The organism is Chryseobacterium sp. PvR013, assembly GCF_017833095.1.
GTDB classification, from domain to species: Bacteria; Bacteroidota; Bacteroidia; order Flavobacteriales; family Weeksellaceae; genus Chryseobacterium; species Chryseobacterium culicis_A.
Window position 1 is genome coordinate 5,104,163 of the sequence record NZ_JAFIBT010000001.1, and the last position, 18,012, is coordinate 5,122,174.

General features: G+C 35.6%; 12 protein-coding genes. 11 read left to right on the forward strand and 1 reads right to left on the reverse strand.

Annotated elements, in window-relative coordinates; translation table 11 throughout:
- Positions 1 to 4 precede the first annotated feature (4 nt).
- Positions 5 to 2,794 (reverse strand): TonB-dependent receptor, encoded by a 2,790-nt coding sequence (locus JOE44_RS23260; protein ID WP_105681100.1) that lies wholly within the window; start codon positions 2,792 to 2,794, stop codon positions 5 to 7.
- A gap of 324 nt (positions 2,795 to 3,118) precedes the next feature.
- On the opposite strand from JOE44_RS23260, the gene JOE44_RS23265 reads away from it, so the two are divergent.
- The 11 genes from JOE44_RS23265 to JOE44_RS23315 all read left to right on the forward strand — a co-directional run bounded on the left by JOE44_RS23265 (position 3,119) and on the right by JOE44_RS23315 (position 17,796).
- Positions 3,119 to 3,793, forward strand: coding sequence for a response regulator transcription factor (locus JOE44_RS23265; protein WP_105681099.1), 675 nt, complete (start codon positions 3,119 to 3,121; stop codon positions 3,791 to 3,793).
- Between the two features lie 48 nt (positions 3,794 to 3,841).
- Positions 3,842 to 4,873 carry an ATP-binding protein gene (locus JOE44_RS23270; RefSeq protein ID WP_209788149.1) on the forward strand — a complete coding sequence of 344 codons (1,032 nt, stop codon included), beginning with the start codon at positions 3,842 to 3,844 and terminating at the stop codon, positions 4,871 to 4,873.
- A gap of 134 nt (positions 4,874 to 5,007) precedes the next feature.
- Entirely contained in the window at positions 5,008 to 5,607 is a 600-nt protein-coding gene (locus JOE44_RS23275) for a hypothetical protein (protein ID WP_209788151.1), read from the forward strand.
- Between the two features lie 148 nt (positions 5,608 to 5,755).
- Positions 5,756 to 7,105, forward strand: coding sequence for an alpha-amylase family glycosyl hydrolase (locus tag JOE44_RS23280; protein WP_209788153.1), 1,350 nt, complete (start codon positions 5,756 to 5,758; stop codon positions 7,103 to 7,105).
- 123 nt (positions 7,106 to 7,228) lie between these two features.
- Positions 7,229 to 7,669 carry a hypothetical protein gene (locus tag JOE44_RS23285; protein WP_105681095.1) on the forward strand — a complete coding sequence of 147 codons (441 nt, stop codon included), beginning with the start codon at positions 7,229 to 7,231 and terminating at the stop codon, positions 7,667 to 7,669.
- Between the two features lie 135 nt (positions 7,670 to 7,804).
- Positions 7,805 to 8,599, forward strand: coding sequence for a thymidylate synthase (locus JOE44_RS23290; RefSeq protein ID WP_209788156.1), 795 nt, complete (start codon positions 7,805 to 7,807; stop codon positions 8,597 to 8,599).
- 227 nt (positions 8,600 to 8,826) lie between these two features.
- Positions 8,827 to 9,045 (forward strand): hypothetical protein, encoded by a 219-nt coding sequence (locus JOE44_RS23295; protein ID WP_209788160.1) that lies wholly within the window; start codon positions 8,827 to 8,829, stop codon positions 9,043 to 9,045.
- Positions 9,046 to 9,067: 22 nt separating this feature from the next.
- Complete coding sequence (locus JOE44_RS23300; RefSeq protein ID WP_209788163.1) at positions 9,068 to 11,578, forward strand: M1 family metallopeptidase; 2,511 nt, start codon at positions 9,068 to 9,070, stop codon at positions 11,576 to 11,578.
- Between the two features lie 169 nt (positions 11,579 to 11,747).
- Positions 11,748 to 13,076, forward strand: a complete 1,329-nt coding sequence (locus JOE44_RS23305; protein ID WP_209788167.1) for a hydroxymethylglutaryl-CoA synthase family protein — start codon at positions 11,748 to 11,750, stop codon at positions 13,074 to 13,076.
- 417 nt (positions 13,077 to 13,493) lie between these two features.
- On the forward strand, positions 13,494 to 16,334 hold the full coding sequence (locus tag JOE44_RS23310) for a SusC/RagA family TonB-linked outer membrane protein (protein WP_209788170.1): 2,841 nt from the start codon (positions 13,494 to 13,496) through the stop codon (positions 16,332 to 16,334).
- A 10-nt stretch (positions 16,335 to 16,344) separates the two neighbouring features.
- A complete protein-coding gene (locus tag JOE44_RS23315; RefSeq protein ID WP_209788173.1) occupies positions 16,345 to 17,796 on the forward strand; it encodes a RagB/SusD family nutrient uptake outer membrane protein in 1,452 nt (483 codons plus the stop codon).
- Positions 17,797 to 18,012: the final 216 nt, after the last annotated feature.

An 18,012-nucleotide genomic window follows, 5' to 3' on the forward strand; every position in this document is an offset into this window, starting at 1 on the left:
TGAATTAAAAATTGTATCCCAGTGTTAAACTGATATTGGTTCCTGAAAGTCTTTCAATGGCAAGAGCATCTTTGCTGTCATATTTACCGTTGTCATTCAGGTCATGGTAGAATTTAGCACGACGGTTCAGAATATCTGAAACATTCAGCTTGATTTCTCCTTTGTTATTCCATAATTTTTTAGCAAGCTGGAAGTCTAAAAGAGGTCTAGGTGCTTCCCAGATTGGTGGAACCTGATCGTTTCCTACATAAAGGATTCTTCTTCCGATCATGTTAAATAGTACAGTAGAAGACCATCCTGATTTTTCAGTATCATACTGAAGGCTTACGTTGACAGTATAAGGAGACTGTCCCTGCATTGGTCTGTCAATCTTAGTTGCTTCGTCTGTTACTTTGTTTTTAATTAAAGCTACGTTTCCACCCAGCGTAAAGTTCCTAAGAGCGCTTACAAAATCCAGTTTTTTTCTGGCCTCTACTTCTATACCATAAGCATCAGCTTTATCTACGTTAAGGTAGTTGAAGGTGTTACTGGTTCCTACCCCTGATTGGTTGAAGTATAATTCAATCGGCTTTTTGAAATTTTTATAGAAAGCGGCCACCGAGATAATCTCCCCGTTTCTTGGGTAATATTCCCAACGAACATCGGCGCTCGTAATTTTAGTTCTTTCAATTGATTTGTTCCCAATTACAGTCGCTCCAAGATCAAAATCATAATATGCCAGCGGAGAAACCTCTCTAAATTCTGGTCTTACAACAGTTTGTGAACCTGCAAGACGGATATTCATTTTAGGATTTACCTTGAATGTCAAGTTAACAGCTGGTAAAAAGTCTGTAACACGTGTATTGACAAAACGGTCATCACTTTTTTTCGTGCTTCCTACCAATTGATCAAAGTTCTCAACTCTTAATCCCCAAACGGCTCTTAACCACGGTGTGAAGTTGTTGTCAAACTGTAAATATCCTGCGTTAAGGATGGTATTGGCAATATATCTGTACTGATTTCCTGCAATCTCATCAAATGTAAATCCTCCGTTAGTTCCAAAATTACCAGGATTGAAAATAGTTTCAAAAGGTTGAGAAAGTAATCCCTGGTTGAAGTTTTCAAGTCTTACAGAGAATGGTCTTGAATTGTATATTCTGTCTTTTACCTGGAACAAATAACCTCCTTTGATGGTTTGTTTTTGGCCAAACATTGTAAATGTCTTGGAAATATCACCTCCCGCATTATATAAATAATCGTTTAGCGTAGAGTAGAATACACTACCTGATTTTTGAGAAAGACCATTAGAAATCAATGCTAAATAAGGGCTTCCCGGCATGTTAGTATATTGGTTATACTGTAAACGCTGTAACAAAGGGATGTATTGATCCAGGATTCCGAAGCTTCCGTACCAGTTTACAGTAAGCCCGCCAAGAGCATCTATTTTATGAGTACCGGTAAGGGTAGAATTGTAGAAAGTAGTTTCTTTAAAACCTATTTCCCTTGCCATAATGTTTGTCCCGTTGATAGGATCAAATTCAAAGTCCTTTCCTGTTCTGAAGGACATATGGTTCACCGTATTATTGGTGATGATATTCTTTAAGGAGATTTTATTATTGCTGTTGAGCTTTAAAGAAAGGTTCAGCATTCCTCCTAAGATAATATCATTGCTGTATTTTTCTGTAAAATAATCGAAGTTGGTATCAGCAAGTTGGTCGTTGATGGTAAAGAAACGGTTGGTAGATTCAGTTCTTCTTTTGTTATTACTATAGTTTAAAACAGCAATTACCCCTAAATCTTTTCCGAATAATTTGGTATTGAAACCTCCGTCAAGTTGTAAACTTAAGTTTTCAGGATAACCAATACTGTTGTATCCTAAATTCTTTGTAAACCCTTTACCAATATCGGTTTTCTGACCCTCACTTAAAATACTGAACGCATTTTTTGCAGGCATATTGGTGGGCAGCTTTCTGTAACCGTCATCAATTCCTAAGAAATCCCATTTTCCACCTTTTTGCATATGGAATTCCTGTCCCATAGTAGCCGTATTTCCTCCTACACCTACCTGTACATTGAAGAAATTTTTATTAGGAATATCCTTTGTGTTTACCTGAATCAAAGCTCCTCCCCATTCTCCGGTATATTCAGGAATGAAAGTTTTGTTGATGACAAGTGTTTCGATAACGTTAGCAGGGAAAAGGTCGAAAGAGAAAGTCTTTCTGTCCGGTTCTGTACTGGATAGCTGAATACCGTTAAGCATCGCCTGATTGTAACGGTCTGATAAACCTCTTACTACAATATATTTTCCTTCAGATAAACTCACTCCGGAAACTCTTTTCAGAACTTCACCCGTGTTTCTGTCCGGACTTCTTTTAATAGCTTCAACCCCAATAACCTGAGAAACTACACCGGCATTCTTCTGTAAACCGATGGTAGAGGCTATGGTTTCTTTTCTTGCATTTGATTTTATGACAACTCCCTCAATTTCTTTTTCCTTGATAGAGGGCTTATCCAGAACGATATCAAGATGAGTATTACCTTCATTTTTGATAATAACTTCACTGATCTCTTTTCTATTATATCCATTGGAGCTTACCGTTACAATGTAATTGGTACCAGGGGAAAGGTTGATAGAGTAGTATCCGGAAATGTCAGTCATTACTTCCTGACCATTTACTTTTACTTTTACCCCTTCTATAGGAGTATTATCTTTCTCGTCCAATACCCTACCTTCCAAAATCTGACTTTGTGCAAAAGCATAGCCAGCAGAAAACAAGGCAAGTAGCATTATGCTCTTGTGGAGTTGTTTTTTCATTTTACTTCTTTTACTTCTTTTTCAAGGGCAAAATAAAGGCTAAGTTTTTAAGAAAACTTTAGGAGAATCTTAATTAATTATGAAATTTGTATTAACGAATGAACGAGATTTATAGTTATCGATGTTTAATTTATATAATTATAATTTTTGTTTTAATTGTAGATATCATTCCTTATATTTGATTTGTGTATATTTATTTATTGATTTTTTTATTGATTTTATAATTTACTTGCAAGATGTTATTTTTTAATAATTAGTTAACATTTGACAGATAGATGAAATCAATTGAAATAATTAATTTTGTGGGAATTCTTAAACTAGAAGATGAGCAAAAAAATTCTTTTAATAGACGATGAACTGGACATTTTAGAGATTCTGTCTTACAATTTGGAAAAGGAAGGGTATGATATCTATACAGCTACTAATGGTAACGAAGGTATAGAAAAAGCAAAGGAAATTGTTCCGGATCTTATCTTATTAGATGTTATGATGCCTGAAAAAGATGGGATAGAAACCTGTCAGGAACTTCGTAAAGTGAAAGAACTTCAAAAAACACTTATTGTGTTCCTTTCCGCAAGAAGCGAAGAATTTTCTCAGTTAGCAGGTTTTCAGGCAGGTGCCAATGATTACATCGTAAAACTGATCAAACCGAAAATCCTTATCTCTAAAGTAAATGCATTATTACAGTTAACCTCTCAGGTTTCTGAAAATGCTAAACTTATCGAAATCGGAGACCTTGTTATCGACAAAGATAATTTCAGAGTTTCCAAAAGCGGACAGCAATTTCTTCTTCCCAAAAAAGAGTTTGATTTGCTTTACCTTTTGGCTTCCAATACTGAAAAGGTTTTCAAAAGAGAAGAGATTCTTGAAAAAGTTTGGGGTAATGATGTGATTGTAGGAGAGAGGACTATTGATGTTCATATCAGAAGGCTAAGAGAAAAACTCGGAATCAATACGATTCAGACATTAAAAGGGATTGGGTATAAACTAATCGTTTAATTATTTAAAAATCTTAACTTTACGTTCAATCCTTAAAACGTTGTAAAATTGAAATTTTACAGACTTACCCTCGTTGCCTCTTGTCTGCTGACACTGGTAATGCTCCTTTTAGTCGTTGTATTCGACTCGCTGAAAGATATCTATTATGAGACCCCTTTATTCAAAACGGGTCTTTTCATCTGTATTATCCTGATCTTTATGATAAACTGTGTAGTATTGGAACTTCTTTTCAATTACTATAGCAGAAAGCAGGTAAAGGGCCTTTCCGGGTTTCTTCCGCAGGAAATAGTGCAGAATCATGACGAAAATATTACCATCAAAGAATTGGGTGAAAGATTTTCAGACCTCAATCAGCAGCAGGTATCAGAAATTGATATGATGAAAGAGATGGAAAGCTACCGTAAAGAATACATCGGAAATGTTTCCCATGAACTGAAAACGCCCTTATTTTCTATCCAGGGATATGTAGAAACCTTAAGAGATGGCGGGGTGGATAACCTTACTATTCGGGACAAATACCTGGAAAGAATTGATAAATCAGTAGAAAGACTTATTGCTATTGTAACAGATCTTGACATGATCAATAGACTGGAAGCCGGCGAAATCAATCTTACTGTCTCAAAATTTGATGTCAATCTTTTAATCAAAGAAATTTTCGACCTTCTTGATCTTGAAGCGGAAAAACGAAATACCACCCTACAGATTCAGACTCTTCATCCACAGATTTTTGTGGAGGCTGATAAACAAAAAATTTCCCAGGTTTTCATCAATCTGATTTCCAATGCTATTCATTATGCCAATAGACAGGAAGCAAAAGTGATTGTAAAAACCAGCGTTCTGAAAAATAAGGTACTGATAGAGGTTATAGACAACGGAATGGGAATCAAATCTGAAATTCTTCCAAGAATTTTTGAAAGATTCTATCGTGTGGAAACCAGCAGAAGCAGGAGAGAAGGCGGTTCCGGACTTGGTTTGGCCATTGTAAAACACATCCTTGAAGCACATAACGAAAATATTACCGTAGAAAGCGTTTACCTTGAAGGTACGAAGTTCAGTTTTATGCTCGAAAAAAGTAAATAATTCCGGCAAAATGTAAGAAAAAAAAATATTTTAAAAAATCCTGAAATATTTTTTTGTCACATGTCATTTATTATATATTTGCAACAGAGATTTATCATAATTATAAAGGCAAAAAAGTAATTTAAGAAACTGATATGGTTTACAAAATCCGCGTAATATTAGATGCGAAAGAGGATATTTTCCGTGATATTGAAGTTAAGGGAAAACAAACGTTATGGAACTTACATTTAGGAATTAAAAGTGCATTCAGTCTGCAGGGAGATGAGCTTTCTACTTTTAATCTGTTAGAAGATGACGGAACAATCGTAAAAAGTGTCCCATTGGAAGATATGAGTGATGATGGTGATGGTGAAATTATGTCAGATGTTTACATTGATGAGGCTTTTGAAAATGTAGGCGACAAAGCACAGTTCCAGTATGGGCTTCTTGATCTTTGGGAATTCTTCTGTGAGCTTGTAGAAGTAATTGAAGAAACAAAAGGAGTAAACTATCCAATCACCGTATACCGATTTGGAAACGTTCCATTGAAGGCACCTAGCAAAAACGGAAGTGCAGGAGGAAGCAAAAAGAAATCAGCAATGCCTTTGGCAGATGACGAGTTTGGTTTTGATGACGATTTTGTAGCTGGAGGGAATTTTTCAGATGAAGATGATGACAGCTTTGATGATGAGGAAGAAGAAGACTACAATGACGATGTCTTTGATGAGGAAGATGACAATGATGACGAAAGATAGTCAACACAATATACTGGCCCCGGATTTTGATTCGGGGCTTTTTTTATGACAAAATAGTAAGGAAATAAAGAACGTAAATTTTTCCTTTTTGCCTTTTTTCTCCTTTTTCAGCCAAAAAACAATCCTTACTTTTGTTAAAAATAGTTTAATGAAAAAATTAATTTTGTTAGCTGTAATTGGTCTGGGAATTGTTTCCTGTACCACTCAAAAAAAAATCCGGAAGATGACAGAACTGCCAAAAGATTGGAAACATAATACAAATATCTACGAAGTAAACATAAGACAATATACTCAGGAAGGAACTTTCAAAGCATTTGCAAAAGAAATGCCCCGCCTGAAATCAATGGGAGTAAAAACACTTTGGTTTATGCCTATTACCCCAATTGCCCAGCAGAATAAAAAAGGAAGTATGGGCAGCCCTTATGCCGCTGCAGATTATACCTCTGTCAATCCTGAATTCGGAACATTACAGGATTTTAAAGATATGGTGAATGAAGCACACAGATTAGGATTCAAAGTAATCATCGACTGGGTGGCCAATCATACAGGCTGGGATCATGTCTGGACAAAAACACATCCGGAATTTTATCTGAAAGATCCCGACGGAAAATTTCATATCGCCTCCGGAATGGATGATATTATTGAACTTGACTATAAGAACCAGGAAATGCGTCAGGCTATGATCAATGCCATGAAATTCTGGGTACAGGAAACCGATATCGATGGTTTTCGATGTGATCTTGCTTCATGGGTAGAAGTAGATTTCTGGGAACAGGCACGCCCCGAGGTGGAAAAAGTAAAACCCCTTTTCTGGCTGGGAGAATTTGATGAGCTGGAAAGCCCGGAATACGGAAAAGTTTTTGATGCCAGCTATTCCTGGAAATGGATGCACAAGTCTGCCGATTATTACAAAAAAAATGAACCTCTTCAGGAGTTAAAAGATCTGCTGAGACAATATTCCAATATTGGAGATACCTCAATGAGAGCATGGTTTACTACCAATCACGATGAAAACTCATGGAACGGAACCGAATATGAAAAATATGGGGTCATCACAAAACCTATGGCGGTATTCTCCGCAACATGGAATGGTGTTCCCTTATTATACTCAGGTCAGGAACTTCCGAATATGAAGAGACTGGAATTTTTCGAAAAAGATGTCATCAAATGGACTCATACCTACCAGGTTGCCGATTTCTATAAAACATTATTGGAGGTAAAAGCTTCCAATCCTGCCTTAAGAGGAGGAGATCCTCATGTTACTACTTATCTTCTGAATACGACAGCCAATGATAAAATTCTGGCCTACGTAAGAAAAAATGGAAAAGATGAAATATTGGTAGTCCTGAATATGTCAAAAGAGCCGGTTAACTTTTCTATTGAAGACGAACAGCTATCAGGAACATTCAGAAATATTTTTGATAAGACAAAAAGAGATTTCAGCAATGGAAAAGACTTTAGTTTCAAAGTTTCTGATTATGCGGTATTTGAAAAATAAGTAGTAGTACATCTTAACGACTCGTCTTTAAAGCTTCTCAATTCCCCTCCGCTGGAGGGGTGTCAAAATCGTAGATTTTGACGGGGTGGTTTATCTACCCTACAATAAAAATCCACCATTACAATGAACAAACAGGAAATAATCAATATCATTAAAGCAAAAGTTGCCGACAAAATCCAGTATTTTGAAAACCTTATTGCAGAAACACGGGCTTCCAATAATGATACAAAAAGCTCAATGGGGGACAAATATGAAACCGGAAGAGAAATGCTTCAGCAGGAAATCAATAATCTTCAGAGACAGCTTAACGAAGTATTGAACCAGCAGAATATTTTGCAGAAAATAACATCTGATCCTTCGGAAAAAGTTCAGAACGGGGCATTGGTAAAAACCAATAAGGGATTGTTTTACGTTGCTGCTTCAATGGGAGAAATTGTTTTTGAGAAGCACAAAATTATGACTGTTTCCGCAGAATCTCCTTTGGTAAAAGTGATGTACGGCAAAAAAACCGGAGAATCATTCACTGTCAATACCATTCATCAGACCATTGAAAATATATGGTAAAATTAATATCTGTTAGATTGCAGATATACAGTTGTTTAATAGAAAATAAACATCATCTCTATAAAAAGCATTCATAAAAGTGAGTGTTTTTTTTAATGGTTTTCACTAAATTTGAAACTTAAAATCTCATTCAAAATGCAAAACTACCTGGATCTTTTACAACATATTTTAGACAACGGAACTGATAAAACCGATAGAACAGGCACTGGAACAAGAAGTGTTTTCGGATATCAGCTGAGATATGATCTGTCTAAAGGATTTCCTTTGGTAACGACAAAAAAAGTGCATTTGAAATCCATTATCTATGAATTGCTTTGGTTTCTGAAAGGAGATACCAATATCAAATATCTTAAAGATAACGGAGTAAGCATCTGGGATGAATGGGCCAATGAAAATGGAGATCTGGGACCTGTTTACGGGGCACAATGGAGAAGCTGGAGTGGAGCAGACGGAAAAGTGGTAGATCAGATTACAGAAGTAATTGACCAGATCAAAAAGAACCCGGATTCAAGAAGATTAATTGTGTCAGCATGGAATGTTGCTGAAATTCCAAACATGGCTTTGGCTCCTTGTCACGCCTTATTCCAGTTTTACGTAGCTGATGGCAAATTATCCTTACAGCTGTATCAGAGAAGTGCTGATGTTTTCCTTGGGGTACCGTTCAATATTGCAAGTTATGCATTGCTTTTGATGATGGTGGCACAGGTTTGTGATCTGGAAGTAGGAGATTATGTTCACAGCTTCGGAGATGTTCATATTTACAATAATCACTTTGAACAGGTAAACAGACAGCTTGCCAGAGAACCGAAATCTCTTCCCACGATGAAACTGAATCCCGACGTGAAAAATATCTTTGATTTCGATTTCGAAGATTTTACCCTGGAAAACTATGATCCACATCCTGGGATCAAAGCTCCTGTAGCGATTTAATATTCTTTTATCACTTAATTCTTTATTCACTTCTATTATTTTAATACTAATAGATGTTTTTATCTGTGCCCATAAGTTATGGAATCAGAATATAAATACTTTAGTACGCTTTCTTTTGACAATTGTTTCTTACATTTGAAAGAACAACGCCGGCTCATTGGATTCTTTTGAAAAAGAGATCAATGGACGGGTACAGATCACACATTTCAAATGCTTAAAAATACATCATGAAGTATTTAAAAATTAATATAGAAGAAAATGCAGACATTGAAGCCCTGAAAAATGTTGTACTTCAGCTGAAAGGAGTAGCATCAACAGAAATAGTTGATGACGAAAATCCGGAAAGCGAACTCAAAAAAGCCTTTGCAAAAACGAAGGAACAGCTTAAAAAAGGCGATTATGAAACTTTAGTCAATGATATTTTCGATATAATCATTAAAAAATAATTCTAAAAAATAAAGTAGACCGATGAGAAAGGCCATTTTATCAATTGCTATACTTGGAATTGTATTTTCCGCCAATGTATCAGCACAAACCGAAACTTCAGGCAGAGAAAAAGTATACAGAGCTACCCACACCAAAGTAACGGAACTTAAACACACAAAGCTGAAAGTAAATTTTGACTATCAGAAAGAACAAATGAATGGGGAAGAATGGCTTACTGCTTCACCTTACTTCTATGCTGCAAACGAGCTGACTCTTGATGCAAAAGGAATGCTGATTCATGAAGTAGCTCTTGATAATAACGGCAAAAAATCTCCTTTAAAATACGAATATAAAGATGATGTTCTAAAAATTACTCTGGATAAGACCTATCAGAGAAATCAGGATTATACAGTGTATATCAAATATACCTCCCGCCCGAATGAAGTGAAACAGGAGGGAAGTATGGCAATCAATGATGCGAAAGGACTATACTTCATCAATGCTCAGGGAACAGAACCGGATATGCCTACACAGATCTGGACACAGGGAGAAACAGAATCCTCTTCTGCATGGTTTCCAACGATTGATAAACCCAATCAAAAGACAACACAGGAAATCTACATGACGGTTCCCGATAAATATGTTACCCTTTCCAATGGGCTGATGAAAGATTCTAAAAAAGAATCCAACGGGCTTAGAACAGATCATTGGGTGATGGATAAGAGACATTCTACTTACCTTTTCTTTATGGGAGTAGGCGAATATGCCGTGGTAAAAGACAAATGGAAAAATATTCCGGTTGATTACTATATTGAAAAAGAATATGAGCCTTATGCCAAGCAGATCTATGGAAATACTCCGGAAATGATTGACTTTTTCTCCAAAAGACTGAACTATGATTATCCATGGGCAAAATATGCTCAGATTTCAGGACGAAATTATGTAAGTGGCGCAATGGAAAATACCACGGCCACCCTTCATGGAAGTGATATCTTACAGAAACCGGGACAGCTTATCGATGAAAATACATGGGAAGATACCATTGCTCATGAATTGTTCCACCATTGGTTTGGAGATTTGGTGACTGCAGAAAGCTGGAGCAATCTTACCGTCAATGAATCTTTTGCCAACTATTCCGAATACCTGTGGAATGAATATAAATATGGAAAAGACCAGGCAGATTATCACCTGATGACGGATGTGAATCAGTATATTCATAACCCAAAAGATTTTAATAAAAATCTGGTAAGGTTCAATTATGAATCCCGGGAAGATGTTTTTGATCTGGTAACGTATCAGAAAGGTGGCGGAATTTTAAATATGCTGAGAAGCTATCTTGGTGATGATGCCTTTTTCGCTGGAATGAATGATTATCTGAAAACCAACGAATATCAGAATGCAGAAGCCCATCAGCTGCGCCTGTCTTTTGAAAAAGTATCCGGTAAAGATTTGAACTGGTTCTTCAATCAATGGTATTTTGGAAACGGAAACCCGAAGATCAATTATTCTTCTACATTTGAGCCGGTAAAAAAACAGGTTGCCGTAACGATTAATCAAACTCAGGAAAAACCATTTGAATTTCCTCTGGCTATAGATGTGTATGACAACGGAAAACCTAAAAGATATAATGTCTGGGTAAATGCAGAAGCTAAAAATACTTTCAGCTTTGATGTTTCCAAAGCTCCAGATCTTGTAAATATCAATGCAGACGGAGTTCTGCTGGCAGAGATTACAGATACCAAAACTCCGGAACAGAATCTGATGCAGTTTATAAATTCTAAAGAGTTCAAAAGCAGATATTTGGCTTTAACCGGAATTAAAGAGCAGGTGGGGAAAAATCCTGCTGCTGTAAAATTGTTGGCTGCCGCATTGAAAGATCCTTTCTTCAGAGTAAGAATAAAAGCTTTGAATTTAATAGACCTTACCAATCCTGAACAAATGAAAGTGCTGGGTGCTGAAGTTGAAAAACTGGCTTCCAATGATCCGAAGACATTAACTCAGGCTGCAGCTATTGCGGCTTTGGGAAAAACAAAAGATAAGAAATACCTTCCGTTATTTGAAAAAGGAGTAAACGCTGTTTCCAATGCTGTGAAAGGAAGTTCAATGAGTGCACTTCTTTCCATTGATCCTTCAAGAGCAAATGCTCTGGCTGATAAAATTGATATGAAAGGAGCATCAGATGAACTCAGAGCACAATTGCTTCCGATTATTGTGAAGAACAAAATTACCTCTCAGATTGAAAATATTGCCCCTCTTGCCACTTTTTATCCATTCATTAAATTCCAGAACCCGGAATTAGGAAAAGCAGCAGAAGATGGTTTCAATTGGATTATGACTTCCGATAATCTGAAGGCAACGGAAAGCGTTACCAAAATAGCAGGATATGCCAAAAACCAGATGGCAGATAATCCACAGGCTAAAATGATGATGGTTCAGATGCTGAAAGATGGGCTGAGCAAAAAAATGGAACTGCTGAAACAGAATCCACAAAATGCAGCAAGTATTAATAAACAGATTGATGTGATCAATAAAGCAATTGAAAACTATAAGTAAATAGAGAAAGCCGGCAGATGTGTCGGCTTTCTTTTTGTCTTTAAGTGAAATTAAATGGACAGATTATATGGTAAAATCCATTGGTTTTTAATGATATTACAAAAATCAGCATTTTTAACCACTGTTTTTTGCATTATCTTTCATAAATTCGTTTAAAATTTAGACAATTATGAGTTTTGGAATTGAAGCAGCGGGCTATTATGTGCCTGGTTTATATTTGGAGATTAAGGATTTAGCAGAAAAAAGAGGAATAGAACCGGCGAAACTGGAAAAAGGCTTAGGTCTTCATAAAATGGGACTTTCTGATGTTCACGAAGACGCCGCTACTTTTGCAGCAGAAGCATTACTGAAGCTTATAAAAGATTATCAAATCAATCCTGAAGAAATAGCAAGAGTATATTTGGGAACAGAAAGTGCGGTGGATGCAGCAAAACCTACAGCTTCCTACGCTGTACAGATGGTAGAAAAAGTATTGGAAGAAGAATTTGGAACAAGATGTTTCAGAAACTGTGATGTACTGGATATGACTTTTGCCTGTGTAGGAGGAGTGGATGCACTACATAATGCTCTGGATTTTGTAAGAGTAAATCCTGATAAAAAAGCAGTCGTGATTGCCAGTGATTATGCAAAATATGAATTGGCTTCTTCAGGAGAATATACCCAGGGAGGTGGGGCTGTCGCTCTTTTGGTTTCATCAAAACCGGATCTTCTTGAAATTGAAAATAATTGGGGCGTTGCTTCAGAAAGTGTCTTTGATTTTTTCAAGCCGCGAAGATTATATAAGAAAGAAGATTTGAATGGAGCTCCGGAAACATATCCTGACAAGGTTGAAGTTTTTACAGATGAGCCTGTTTTTGACGGACAATATTCTAATCAATGCTATCAGGATAGAATAAAAGAAGCTTATTATCATTATAAAAAGATCACAGGGGAGAATAAACCTTATGAAAACTGGGAACATATTATTTTCCATCTTCCCTATGCTTTCCATGGGAAAAGGGTTTTTACTGAAATATATAGCCTTGAGAATGATCTTTCCTATGAAACAGCAGAAGAACAGAAGGCGGTTGCCAAATCAGAAAACTATCTGAAATTAATTAATGATAAGATAGAAAAGAGCCAGAGAGCCTCTTCAGAAATAGGAAATATGTATACTGCATCTATTTTTATGGCGTTTCTTTCTGCACTACAAACATCTTTTAATGAAAATGAAGAACTTTCAGGAAAAGAAATTGGTTTTGTAGGCTATGGAAGCGGTTCGAAATCAAAAGTGTTTGCCGGTAAGGTTTCTGAGAACTGGAGAAAAGTAGTTGAAAAATGGCATTTATTCGAAAATTTAAATCAGAGATCAGCTGTTGATTTTGAAACCTATGAAAAACTTCATAGAAAACAATTGAGAGAATCTGTAAACAGAAATTATAAAGGTTTCGGGCTTGTTTCGATTGAAGTAGAAAATCCTGTTTTAATTGGAGCCAGATATTATCATTATCAACCATAAGTTTTTAGAAAATTAATACATAAAGCATCTCATATTTTGGGATGCTTTGTTTTTTTGTTGTTTTTTGTGAAGTATTATCACTCATTGTGGGGTATTTTGATACTTTTTATGTGAATATTAACTATTTTGTTTTGGATATTATTAATCGGGAATTTTTGTTTTGTTGATTTTTTTTACCGCTTTTTCCAATAAAGTGAAACCTCATAATATTTTTTTCGTCTGCCAAAATTCTGTCAAATTTCTATTATCGTTTATTTTTTAAATCAATAGAAATGGTTTCTCAGTTGGGGCTGGTGTTTTTTAATATTAATTATGAATTAAATACGTTTTAACATGTTGTTTTGCAGTATGTTGTGATTTGATGTTGTTAAGGATTGTTAACATATTTGTTGCTAAAATATATTAAAATATGTTAATATGAATGTGAAATTATACGTATTGAGTGCAGGAGCTATGTTCTTTCTTGGGCAGACTGCTTTTGCTCAGAAAGTAAGCAAGGATACCATAGCTAATAAAATTGATGAGGTTGTTGTAACCGGGTATCAAAGAAAAGCAAAAGATGAAATTGCCCAGGCACAATCTACAGTTACAGCTGAAGAATTAAAAACACAAACACCTGCTACCTCTGTAGGGAATATGCTACAGGGAAGGGCATCGGGGGTATATGTTCAATCACGAAACGGACAGCCGGGATCAACTGCTGAGATTAATATTCGAGGGATTGCCGGGTTTACGGGAAATTCAGAACCATTGTACGTAGTGGACGGGATTTATATGACAGCAAGACAATTTAATGCTGTTAATGGTAATGACGTAGAAAGTATAGTCATTCTGAAAGATGCTGCGGGGACAGCACAATACGGTTCAAGAGGAGCTAACGGAGTTGTCGTTGTAACCACGAAAAGAGGTAAGAATGGCAGGACGCAATACTCATTTGAAAATAGATTAGGCTTCTCTCAAAAAATTTCAAATAAGGAATTGAATTTTGAAATGATGAATGCTGCTCAGAAATTACAATATGAAAGAGAAATGAGAGCTTTGGGGTTACCAGGCTTACCTGATTATACAACAGCGGAGGAAGAGGCTTTACTAAAGCTGGATCATAGTTGGGAGAAAGATGTTTTAAGAACTTCTTTTCTCCAGAGTTATCTGTTTTCAGCAAGAGGGGGAAGTGATAAAAATAAATTCTACTATTCCCTTGGCTATGATAAAGATGATGGGATTGTTCGAGATATTAATGGACTTGATAGATACACTGGTAGGTTTAATTTTGAAAATAACTTAAGTGATAAACTAAAGGTAGGTTTAGACTTAGGAGCTGCTTACCAGTATACTCAGAATATAAGGGATAGAAATAATGTCCAAAGTCCATTTGGTGCCATGTACAAATATAATCCATTTGAACCGGTTTATAATTCGGACGGATCCTATAATTATGATTTGAGACAAGGTTTTAATATTGTTGAAGCATTACGGAATAATGTTGATTATGACCAAAGGTTAAGAGCTACCGGAAATATTTTTGGTGAATATAAAATCAATAAAGATCTGTCTTACAGGATGTATTTTAACTCATTATATGATAATTTAGTAAATACGAATGACCTGAAACGAGGATCTCAATTAGATGTTATCGTAAATGGAGCAGCTGGCTTAGGGACACTTAGAAAAAGTACTTTTTATTCATTCAATTATATTTATGGAAATAGAATAGATTTTAAAAAGAAATTAGGAGATCATTTTATTGGAGCTACCGGTCTTGTAGAGTTTAATAGTGAGTTTACAGAAAATATTACTGCAAGTGGAACTAATTATAAAAATCCTAATTCAGATGCTCCTTCGAATACCATTCCATCCGATAAAAATACTTTTACAGGAGATAAAGTAAAAAGCACGTTATTCTCTCTATTAGGTTTGTTCGAATATAATTATCAAAAGAAATATTTAGTTACAGGTTCTATTCGTCGGGATAAAAGTTCAAAGTTTGGGGCCAATAATAAATCTGGAGTATTTTGGAGTGGTAGTTTAGCCTGGAATGCTGCAAAAGAAGAATTTTTAGATGGAGGCTTTTTTAATGAACTTAAAGTCAGAGCATCTTATGGTACTTCAGGAAATGATAGAAATATTCCAAACTTTGCTAACGTAGGTTATGTTTCTTATGGAGATTATGGAAGCGGAGCAACAATGACGCCTACCACTATAACAGGAAATCCTGATATAAAATGGGAAACCAACAAAACAACCAACTTAGGAGTAGATTTTGCCTTTTTAAATAACCGATTTAGAGGAGCTGTTGAGGTTTATCGAACAGATAGAAATAATTTTATTCAGCTATTACCACTTCCCTACGAATCAGGTAACTATTCAATATACAAAAATCTTGGTGATATGCGTAACGAGGGACTTGAAGCTGAATTTACATTTGATGTGATCCGAAAAACGAATCTAAAAGTTTCATTAAGAGGAAATACATCTTGGCAAAGAGCTAAAGTAACATCTCTTGACGGAGTAAGTACCCAAAGAAATATGGGGGAGACCGCTTTAAAAATTGGTGAAACCCCATATTTCTACAGATTTGTAGAGTATGCAGGGGTAAATCCTTCAGACGGAAAAGCATTATATTTTACGGATAGAATAACACCCAATACAGGAGAGAATTTTTATACAATTAATGGAAGGACAGCTACGGATGTTTATAATGCCTCTGCAGATATTAAAGACCTTACAAACAAAAGCCCAATTCCAAAGTTCTTTGGAGGTTTTGGTCTTAGTGCTGAAATTTATGGATTTGATCTTTCAGCAGATTTTACATTCAAAACAGGAGCGTATACTTATAATTATCAAACTCAGACTTTACAAGACCCCTCATCTAGAACGGATAATATGAGTATTGATGCCCTTAATTATTGGAAAAATCCGGGCGATACAAATGTTCTTCCAAAGCCAACTGCAGTAGGTTTAAGAGATTCTGATCAATTCTTGGAGAAATCAGATTATCTAAGATTTAGAACTTTAATGATAGGCTATACATTTAATAAAAAATTCCTGGGCGAAAGTATTCCATTGAATTTACTCAGGGTGTATGTTCAAGGGCAGAACTTATTAACATGGACCCAATTTAAAGGTGATCCTGAGGTGGCAGTGGGTTCCGGCGAAAATCAATTGTCAGCAAATCAAACTTATGTACCTGGATCATATGCCTTATTTAGTTATCCGGCAGTAAGACAGTTTATGTTTGGTGTTCAAGTAGAATTTTAAAACTTAAAAAATGAAAAAGATAATTATATCAGGTTTATTACTTGCTTTTATAGCAACGATTTCATGTGATAAGGATTTGGAACAATTTTCCAATACCAATACATTTGTGGATAATGCATTTAAATCATATACTGATTATAGGTTTGCTTTAGATGGAGTATATGATGCTATGAAAAGAACAGGATATTTTTCGGGTGGCGATTCCGGAAGTCAAAATATTATGGCTGATCTAACTGCTGATAATTTGATCCAGAGCCCATCAGGAAGACTTACCGAAACAAGGTCATGGCTTTTGGAATTTGGTCCTGATGACGGGCAGACTACAGCATTGTATGGAGCAGGTTACTTTGCTATTTCCAGAGCTAATTTTGTTCTTGAAAATTTAAATAAAGGAGTTCTCACTCCTGCAGAATCATTACAAGTTGAAGCTGAAGCCAGAGCATTAAGAGGTATTATACACTTTGATATTGCCAGAGCTTATTGTAAAATTCCAACACAATCCTCAGATGCAAATACCTCTCTTGGAATTGCATATATGACCACTACTTCCAATACTCCGGTGACAAGGAATTTAAATGTTTCTCAGGTTTATGAAAAGATCATAGCTGATTTAGAATTTGCAAAAGCTAATATACCAGCCACTAATAATACCGCTGCTCCATTTGTAAAGGGCCGGCTGAATAAAGCTTCAGTTGCAGGACTATTGTCAAGAGTATATTTGTTTATGGGAGATAATGTAAAAGCTTTGGCTGCAGCAGAAGAGTCTATAGCAATATCTCCTAGTGTCGGCGCAATAGGTAATTTCCCTTCTGTTTGGAATAGTACCAATCAAGATGGTACATTATTGGAAATTTTGAATTCAGATGCAGAAAGAGTTACAATTGGTAGCTGCTATAATCAAATTATAAGTGGAGCCATTAAATCAGAATTTGTAGTATACAAGAACTTCTATGACTTATATAAAGCTACTGATGTAAGAAAAAATTCTTATTTTAAAGTAAGTACATTTTCTGGCCTGAGCTATATTAATGTAATTAAATATAATACGAGAGGATCATTGCCGAATGTGGTTAATTATAAATATCTTAGAACAGCTGAAGTATATCTTAACGGTGCAGAAGCGGCTTTTAGTTCTAATCAAGCCAGAGCTTTAGCATTGCTTAATATTTTAAGACAATCCAGGTATTCTGATTATTCACCGTTAAATTTAACAGGTACTGCTTTATGGGATGAAATTCAAAAAGAAAGAAGACTTGAATTAATGGGAGAAGCTGACAGGTGGTACACATTAAAGAGATTAGGATTAAGCTTGTCAAGACCTAACCAGGGCGCTTTAAGCAATGGTAATGGAACTCCTGCTCCCACTTTAACTTTATCTTCCACAAGTAATAAGTGGCAATGGCCAATTCCTATAGATGCTATTAATTTGAATCCACAAATTCAACAAAATCCTGGATATTAGCAATTAACAATTTTTTCTTTTTACCTCTCAAAAGGCTGTCTCTAAGACAGTCTTTTGAGGGGTAAACTCGTCGTTTGTTATGTAAATTTTAAGAAATTGAATATATTTTTTTACATTTTCTCTTCAAATCAGGCAGGGTTCTATTTTATATTTTTCGTAAATTTTATTTATTGAAGTTTATTTTTTTAACCTATTACTTTAAATTGCTTTAAATTG